This window comes from Micromonospora sp. ATLC20, assembly GCF_057196585.1.
This window is the reverse complement of record NZ_JBXUOV010000221.1, coordinates 1-8,212: the sequence shown is the minus strand read 5'-3', so window position 1 is coordinate 8,212 and position 8,212 is coordinate 1. Positions and strand designations below refer to the sequence as shown.

Sequence of the window (8,212 nt, the reverse complement as noted above, 5' to 3'; positions counted from 1 at the left end):
CATGCTCACCCGCCTGACCCGCAACACGAAACCGGCCCAGGCAACCAACACCTGAACCGGTTTCTCAAACACTCACTAAGAAGGGGCCCTTCCTTTCACGTCAGTCGTGGGCGATGGCGCCCAGGACGTTGATCCGCGCGGCGCGGATCGCCGGCAGCACCGCGGCGACCACGCCGATGATCGCGGCCAGGATCAGGAACGTCACCATCTGACCCCACGGCAGGACCAGGTCGGTGATGCCCTCGTCCTTGAGCGCCTCGACCACCGCCGCGCCGAGACCCGTGCCGACCACCACGCCGAGCAGCGCGCCGAAGATCGAGATCACCACCGCCTCGACCGTGATCATGCGCATGGTCTGGGCGCGGCGCAGGCCGATCGCCCGCAGCAGGCCCAGCTCCCGGGTCCGCTCCAGCACCGACAGCGCGAGCGTGTTGATGATGCCCAGCACCGCGATGACGATGGCCAGCGCCAGCAGGATCTGGATCATCTGGAGCAGGGAGTCCAGCTGACCGGTCTGCTGCTCGATGAACGCGGCCCGGTCGGCCACCGACACCTCGGGGCTGTCCGCCAGCAGTCGCTCGACCTGCGGCTGCACCGCGTCCACCGACGTGCCGGGGGCGAGCTGCAGGAAGCCCTGGATGGGCTGCGGGATGGCGAAGTCCGCGGCGGCCTGCGGCGGCAGCGTCACCGGGTTGGTCAGCTGCGAGCTCTCGTAGATGCCGCTGACCGTGTAGGTGCGGGCGTCGCCGCGGGACAGCTGCACCGGCACCGTCGAACCGACGGTGAGGTTGCGTGCCTTCGCGGTGTCCGAGCTGACCAGCATCTGGTCCGGTGCCAGCTTGCTGATGTCACCGGCGGCGGCCTTCGCCCCGAAGATCTGCTGCAGGGCGGCCACGTTGCTCGACACGGCCACCCAGGTCCGCTCGCCGCCGACCACTGCCATGTCGCCGTACTCGCCGTCGACCATCCGCACGCCCGGGATCGCGGCGGCCTTCTCCAGCACCGCCGGGTCGAAGCTCGCCGGACGCGGCCCGGACGTGGAGCCGGAGATCACCAGCTCCGCCTTGATGTTGTCCTCGGCCAGCTTGCCGATGCTGCCCTTGGCCGAGTCCAGGATCACCGTCACGCCGGTGACCAGGGCGATGCCCACCATCAGCGCGGCGGCCGTGATCGCGGTACGGCGCGGGTTGCGGCCCGAGTTGAGCCGGCCCAGCTTGCCCGGCACCGACCAGGAGAACATCGCGCCGAGCAGCGCGACCACCGGCCGGCTGATGATCGGCGTCAGCAGCGCCACCCCGATGAACGCGAACAGCACGCCGCCGAGGATGGTCGCCAGGGTGCTGTCGCCGGCGTGCCCGCCGAGACCGAGGAACAGCAGCACCGCGCCGATGCCGGTCACCACGGCGCCGCCGATGGTGACCTTCGTCAGTGGCCGGTCCGGCGTGGCGACGTCCTGCATCGCCGCGATCGGCGGGATGCGCGAGGCACGCAGCGCCGGCAGCAGCGCGGCGATCACCGTGATCAGCATGCCGACCGCGAACGCGCCGATCACCGCCGAGGCCGGCACGCCCAGCCCGGCCAGGGTCAGACCCCCGGCGAGCTGACCGAACAGGTACGCCAGCAGCGCGCCCACACCGATGCCGGCGGCGAGCCCCAGCACCGAGGCGATCAGGCCGACAGCGAGCGCCTCCAGCACCACCGAGCCGATGACCTGCTTGCCGCTGGCCCCGATCGCCCGCATCAGGGCCAGCTCACGGGTGCGCTGGGCCACGATGATCGAGAACGTGTTGAGGATCAGGAACGTGCCGACCAGCAGCGCCACCGCGGCGAACCCGAGGAGGATCTTGTTGAAGAACGACAACCCCTCCTTGAGGCCGGCCGAGGCGTCGGCGGCGAGTTGCTCGCCGGTCTTGACCTGGTAGTCGGCACCCAGCGTGCGGGCCACCTCGTCGCGCAGCGCGGCCGGCGTGGTGCCGTCGGCGGCCTGGACGCTGACGTTGCTGAACACGTCCGGCTTGCCCAGCATCAGCTGCTGCGCCACCGGGGTGGTGAAGTAGACCTCGTTGGCACCACCGATCGAGTCCCGGCCGCCGCTGTAGCCGAACACGCCGACGAGCGTGAACTCCTTCTTCGGGGCGAGGGTCAGCACGCCGACCCGGTCGCCGACCTTGACCTTGCCCGCCTCGGCCAGCGCGGCGTTGATCACGATCTCGTCGTCGGCCTGCGGCGCGCGGCCCTCGCGGATCTCCACCAGGTCGCTCTCACCGAGCCAGTTCTGGCCCAGCTGCGGCGGGCCGAACGAGGTGACCACCTTGCCGTTGCTGCCGATCATGCGGGCGCCGTCGGCGGCCACCACGCCCTTGGCGTCGGCGACGCCGGGCACCGCCTTGATGCGGTCGAGCACCGACGCCGGCATCGGGGTGCTCAGCGGCATGCCCTCCGCGGTGGAGACGTCGATCTTCGGCTTCGCCTCGACGCTGACGTCGACCTCGGCGTACGCGTCGGCGAAGACCGCGTCGAAGGACCGCCCGAGCGTGTCGGTGAGCACGAACGCGCCGGAGACGAACATGACGCCGAGCACCACCGCCAGGCCGGACAGCAGCAGGCGCAGCTTGCGCGCCAGCAGGCTCTTGAGCGTTGCCCGCAGCATCAGTTGCCCACCTCGACCGGGGCGTCCAGCTTCTTCATCGTGTCCAGCACCGTCTCCGCGGTCGGCTCGATCAGCTCCGAGACGATCTGCCCGTCGGCGAGGAAGACCACCCGGTCGGCGTACGCGGCGGCGGTCGGGTCGTGCGTGACCATCACGATGGTCTGGCCGTGCTCGCGGACCGAGTTGCGCAGGAACTTCAGCACCTCGGCGCCGGAGCGGGAGTCCAGGTTGCCGGTCGGCTCGTCCGCGAAGATCACCTCGGGGCGGGCGACGAGCGCCCGGGCGCACGCCACGCGCTGCTGCTGGCCGCCGGAGAGCTGCGCCGGGCGGTGCCCGAGCCGCTCCCGCAGCCCGACCGTGTCGATCACCGTGTCGTACCAGGCCGGGTCGGGCTTGCGCCCGGCGATCGACAGCGGCAGCAGGATGTTCTCCTGCGCGGTGAGCGTCGGGAGCAGGTTGAACTGCTGGAAGATGAAGCCCACCTTGTCCCGGCGCAGCTTCGTCAGGCCCGCGTCGTTGAGACCGGTCACCGTCGTGTCGCCGATCATCACGGTGCCCTTTGTCACCGTGTCCAGACCGGCGAGGCAGTGCATCAGAGTGGACTTACCCGAGCCGGACGGCCCCATGATCGCGGTGAACCGGCCGCGTTCGAACTCGGCGCTCACCCCCCGCAGCGCGACGACCTGAGCCTCACCGCTGCCGTACACCTTCCACACGTCGTTCGCCCGGGCCGCGGCCTGCTGTCGGCCTACCGTCGCGGTCACGTCATCTACCTCTTCCGTCTGTCGTTCTCAGCCGCACCGCCCCCGCTGGTCGGTGCGGCGGAATCCATCCTCGAGGTCGCGAGCCCGAAAGCCCTCCGACCTGGGGTGGAATCCGTGCCGATCTTCCGGTGAGGGTCGACCCCCATCCGGGCTCAGGGTGACCCCTGACCGGCAGGCGACGCCGACGTCAGGGCCTCACCTGGCGTGATGGTCAACACATCAGCCCCGCCGCTGGTCACGGTAGGTGACCCGCGCCACCTCAGCCGCCGGGACGGACCAGGCCCGTCTCGTACGCGAGCACGACCGCCTGGACCCGGTCGCGCAACCGTAGCTTCGTCAGCACATGGCCGACATGGGTTTTCACAGTGGTCTCGCTGACCGACAGCACCCGGGCGATCTCCGCGTTGGACAGTCCGCGCGCCATGTGGGTGAGCACCTCGCGCTCCCGGTCGGTCAGCGGCGCCAGCGCCCGCGCCGGCGCGGCGGCCGGGTCCGGCAGCACCTGGGCGAAGCGGTCCAGCAGCCGCCGCAGGATGCGCGGGGACATCACCGCGCCCCCGGCGGCCACCGTGCGGATCGCCGCGACGAGGTCCTCTGCCGGCACGTCCTTGGTGAGGAAGCCGCTCGCCCCGGCCCGCAGCGACCCGACGACGTGTTCGTCCTGCTCGAACGTGGTGAGCACGAGTACCCGCACCGGCAGCCGGGCCGACACGATGGCCCGGGTCGCGGCCACCCCGTCCAGGCGCGGCATCCGGACGTCCATCAGCACCACGTCGGGCAGCAGCCGCCGGGACAGGTCCACCGCCTCCGCTCCGTCGCCGGCCTCACCCACCACGTCGAGGTCGTCCTCCGCGCCGAGCACCATCCGGAATCCGGTACGCAGCAGCGGCTGGTCGTCGGCGAGCAGAACCCGCACCGGCCGGGACACGGCGCCCTCGGTCATGCGTCCCCCTCGTCGTCCGGGCGGCGGTCCGGCCGGGCATCAGCGCACGCCCACGCCCACCCGGCGTGAACCGGGCCGCGGTAACCACCGTAGAGGGCGCCGCCCGCGCGGTCGCCGATCAGGCCGCCCCGATCCCGCAGGTTGGCCGCACTCCGCGCGCCCGGCCCGCGCGGGATCGTGGGCGGTCTGTGTGCCGGGCTTGCGCGGGATCGCCGGTCCCCACGGTGGCCCGGCATCGCATTCGTCCGCGGTGACCCGGCGCCCGGCTCGCCCCGCGGTGACCCGGTGCCGGACTCGCCCCGCGATGACCCGGCCCCGGACAAGCCCGGCTCGGGGAGCGCCGCGCCCCGCTCGGCGAGCCCGTCGCCGATGGTGGGGCACGCCCGCACCCATGATCGACTCCACTTCGCCGAGGTGGCTGCATCCCACCCCCGTCGACCCCGCCACCTCCCCGAGGTGGCGCGTCCCGCCCGCGTCGACTCCGCCACCTCCCCGAGGTGGCTGCGCCCTGCTCCCGTCAACCTCGCCACTTGGGTGAAGTGGCCGGGGTGCTCGGTCGCCACCGGTGGTGATCCACGCCTGCTCGGGGAGGTTGCGGCATCGCGCACCGCTCGATCCCGCCACCTTCCCGAAGTGGCACGCATGCCCCACGGGGCGGGAAGCGGGCGGTCAGGTGGGGGTGGTTACCCAGCGGGATCGCGGGCGCTCTTGCGTGCTGGCCCTGCGCGGGATCGCCCGCCGATAGGGGGCCGTCCGGCCAGGCGTCAGCCCGGGCACCCGCCGGCAGGAGCGGAGGTCACTCGTCGGCGCCGGGCGCTACCGGGCGGGAGCGGGCGTCCACGAGCGGATCGGGCGCGGCTGCGGCCACCGGGAACGGCGGCGGTGTCCCGCCGTAGCTCGGGCACAGCGCCTGGTGGTTGCACCAGTCGCACAGGCGGCTCGGCCGGGGACGGAAGTCCTGCCGGGCGGTGGCCTGCTCGATCGCCCGCCACAGCGCCACCACGGTGCGCTCGAAGCGCACCAGCTCGTCGGCGTCCGGCGCGTAGTCGCAGACCTCGGCGTCCTTGAGGTAGAGCAGACGCAGCACCCGCGGCACCACACCCCGGGTGCGCCACAGCACCAGGGCGTAGAACTTGAGCTGGAACAGCGCCCGCGCCTCGAACGCCTCGCGCGGCGCACCGCCGGTCTTGTAGTCGACCACCCGCAGCGCGCCGTCCGGCGCGACGTCGAGTCGGTCGAGGTAACCCCGGATGAGCAGTTCGTCGTCCACCACCGCGGAGATCAGCGCCTCGCGCTCGGCCGGCTCCAGCCGGCGCGGATCCTCCACCGCGAAGTAGCCGTCCAGCAGCGCCGTCGCCGACCGGAGGAACTCCTGCGGCCCGACGGCGTCGCCGTCGGCGAACAGCGTGGCCAGCTCCGGCTCCTCGGTGAGCAGCCGGTCCCACTGCGGGGCGACCAGGTCACCGGCCGACTCCGGGGTGCGCGCGGCGGCAGGCAGGTCGAACAGCCGCTCCAGCACGGCGTGCACGAGCGTGCCCCGGGCCTGCTCGACGGTCGGCCGCTCGGGCAGCCGGTCGATGCTGCGGAACCGGTAGAGCAGCGGGCAGGTCTTGAAGTCGGCCGCCCGCGACGGCGACAACGAGGCCCGCACGGTGACCGGCGCCGCTGCCGCCGTCTGGTCGCCGGGACTGTCGATCATCGGTTCCGCCGTCATGCCCGGAAGGTTAGGGCACGCGTGTGACAGGGCCCCCGTCGCCGCACCGAAGCATGATCGGAACCGCGCGACCGCGGCGGCTCGCTCCCGGCGCTCACGTAGCATCGGGCCGGTGCAGCAGCGGAGCCGAGGACCCCGCCGGCCGGGGCTCAGCCTCGGCCGGGTCCTCGGGGTGCCGCTGCGCGTCGACGCCTCGATGCTGCTGCTCACGGTCGTGGTCACGGTGCTGTACGCGGCGCTGGCCCGCCGTCAGCTCGACCTCGGCCCGCTCGGCGGCTACCTCGTCGGCCTCGGGTTCGTGATCTCGCTGCTCGGCTCCGTGCTGCTGCACGAGCTGGGCCACGCGCTGACCGCCCGCCGGTACGGCATCGGTGTGCGGGGGATCACGCTGGAACTGCTCGGCGGGTACACCGAGATGGACCGCGACGCCCCCAGCCCCCGGGTCGAGCTGCTGATCTCCCTGGCCGGCCCGGCCGTCTCCGCGGTGCTCGGCGCCGGCGCGGTCGCCGCCACCCTCGCCCTGCCCGCCGGCACGCTCGGCCACCAGCTCGCCTTCCAGCTCGCGGTCAGCAACGTGGTGGTGGCGATCTTCAACAGCCTGCCCGGGCTGCCGCTGGACGGCGGCCGGGCACTGCGCGCCGCCGTGTGGGCGCTCACCCGCGACCGGCACCGCGGCACCGAGGTGGCCGGCTGGGTGGGCCGGGCCGTCGCGCTGGGCACGCTGGCGCTGGTCGTGGTGCTCACCATGCGCCGGGCACTGGCCCCGCTGGCCCTGCCGCTGCTCCTGCTCGTCGCGCTGACGCTGTGGCGCGGCGCCGGCCAGTCGATCCGGCTGGCCCGCATCGGCCGCCGGCTGCACCTGGTCGACCTCGCCCGGCTGGCCCGCCCGGTGCTGCCGGTGCCCGCCGGTACCCCGCTGGCCGAGGCGCAGCGCCGCCGCGACGAGGCGGGCACCCCCGACGCGGCGCTCGGCGTGGCCGACTCGGCCGGCCGTACCGTCGCCCTGGTCGACCCGGCGCGCGCCGCCCGCGTACCCCCGGAACGGAGGCCGTGGGTCGCGGTGGACGAGGTGGCCCGCGACCTGGCCGCCGTGCCGGCCCTGCCGCTCGGGACCGACGGCGAGCGGGTGCTGGAGACGGTGCGCACCCACCCGGGCGCGCAGTACGTCGTGACGGCAGGCGAAGATGTGGTCGGCGTGCTGCACATCGCGGATCTCGCCCAGCTCCTGGAACCCGAACGGAAGACGAACACGTGACCGCAGAGATCTCCACCGTCCCGGCGTTGCCCCCGGTGCACCGTGGGCCGTTCCGGCCCGGCGACCGGGTCCAGCTGACCGACCCGAAGGGCCGGATGCACACCGTGACGCTGGAGCCCGGCAAGGAGTTCCACACCCACCGCGGGATCCTCAAGCACGACACCCTGATCGGCCTGCCCGACGGCAGCGTGGTCACCACCGCCGGCGGCGGTACGGCGTTCCTGGCGCTGCGGCCGCTGCTGTCGGACTACGTGCTGTCCATGCCGCGCGGCGCCCAGGTGATCTACCCGAAGGACTCGGCGCAGATCGTCGCCATGGGCGACGTCTTCCCCGGCGCCAAGGTGCTGGAGGCCGGCGCCGGATCCGGCGCGCTGTCCTGCTCGCTGCTGCGGGCCGTCGGCACCGAGGGCGAGCTGCACTCGTTCGAGGTGCGCGACGACTTCGCGCAGATCGCCCGCCGCAACGTCGAGGCGTTCTTCAACGGCCCGCACCCGGCCTGGAACCTGCACGTCGGCGACGTCGCCGACTGCGCCGAGACCGGATTCGACCGGATCATCCTGGACATGCTCACCCCGTGGGAGATGCTCGACATGGTCGAGCGGGCGCTCGTGCCCGGCGGCGTGCTGATCGGCTACGTGGCCACCACCCCGCAGCTGTCCGAGCTGGTCGAGGCGCTGCGCGAGCGCGGCGGCTGGACCGAACCGCGCGCCTGGGAGTCGCTCGTGCGCGACTGGCACGCCGAGGGGCTCGCGGTCCGCCCGGACCACCGGATGATCGCCCACACCGCGTTCCTGGTGTCCGCGCGCAAGCTCGCCCCCGGGGTCACCGCGCCGCCGCGCCGGCGCAAGCCCAGCAAGGGCGCCGAGGCGTACGCGCAGCGCCGCGA

Annotated in this window: 6 protein-coding genes; 2 read left to right on the top strand and 4 right to left on the bottom strand. The window is 73.2% G+C overall.

The genetic code is table 11. The features are described 5' to 3' along the window. Window positions 1-100 precede the first annotated feature (100 nt). From AC2CHG_RS28025 to AC2CHG_RS28010, 4 genes are all read right to left on the bottom strand, one after another. Complete coding sequence (locus AC2CHG_RS28025; RefSeq protein ID WP_484525921.1) at window positions 101-2,650, bottom strand: ABC transporter permease; 2,550 nt, start codon at window positions 2,648-2,650, stop codon at window positions 101-103. After that, window positions 2,650-3,414, bottom strand: coding sequence for an ABC transporter ATP-binding protein (locus AC2CHG_RS28020; RefSeq protein WP_355512581.1), 765 nt, complete (start codon window positions 3,412-3,414; stop codon window positions 2,650-2,652). The genes AC2CHG_RS28025 and AC2CHG_RS28020 overlap by 1 nt, the downstream gene beginning before the upstream one ends. Window positions 3,415-3,673: 259 nt before the next feature. After that, the gene (locus AC2CHG_RS28015) at window positions 3,674-4,357 is read right to left on the bottom strand and encodes a response regulator (RefSeq protein WP_269696876.1); all 684 of its coding nucleotides are present in this window, start codon (window positions 4,355-4,357) and stop codon (window positions 3,674-3,676) included. Between the two features lie 796 nt (window positions 4,358-5,153). Further along, window positions 5,154-6,071: a RecB family exonuclease gene (locus AC2CHG_RS28010; RefSeq protein ID WP_135239954.1), complete on the bottom strand. Its 918-nt coding sequence runs from the start codon at window positions 6,069-6,071 to the stop codon at window positions 5,154-5,156. Window positions 6,072-6,267: 196 nt separating this feature from the next. Between AC2CHG_RS28010 and AC2CHG_RS28005 the strand changes: the two genes are divergently transcribed. After that, entirely contained in the window at window positions 6,268-7,326 is a 1,059-nt protein-coding gene (locus AC2CHG_RS28005) for a M50 family metallopeptidase (RefSeq protein WP_262016188.1), read from the top strand. Continuing rightward, window positions 7,323-8,212 (top strand): tRNA (adenine-N1)-methyltransferase (locus AC2CHG_RS28000; RefSeq protein ID WP_484525920.1); only part of this gene is annotated, 890 nt, incomplete at its 3' end. The genes AC2CHG_RS28005 and AC2CHG_RS28000, both read left to right, overlap by 4 nt.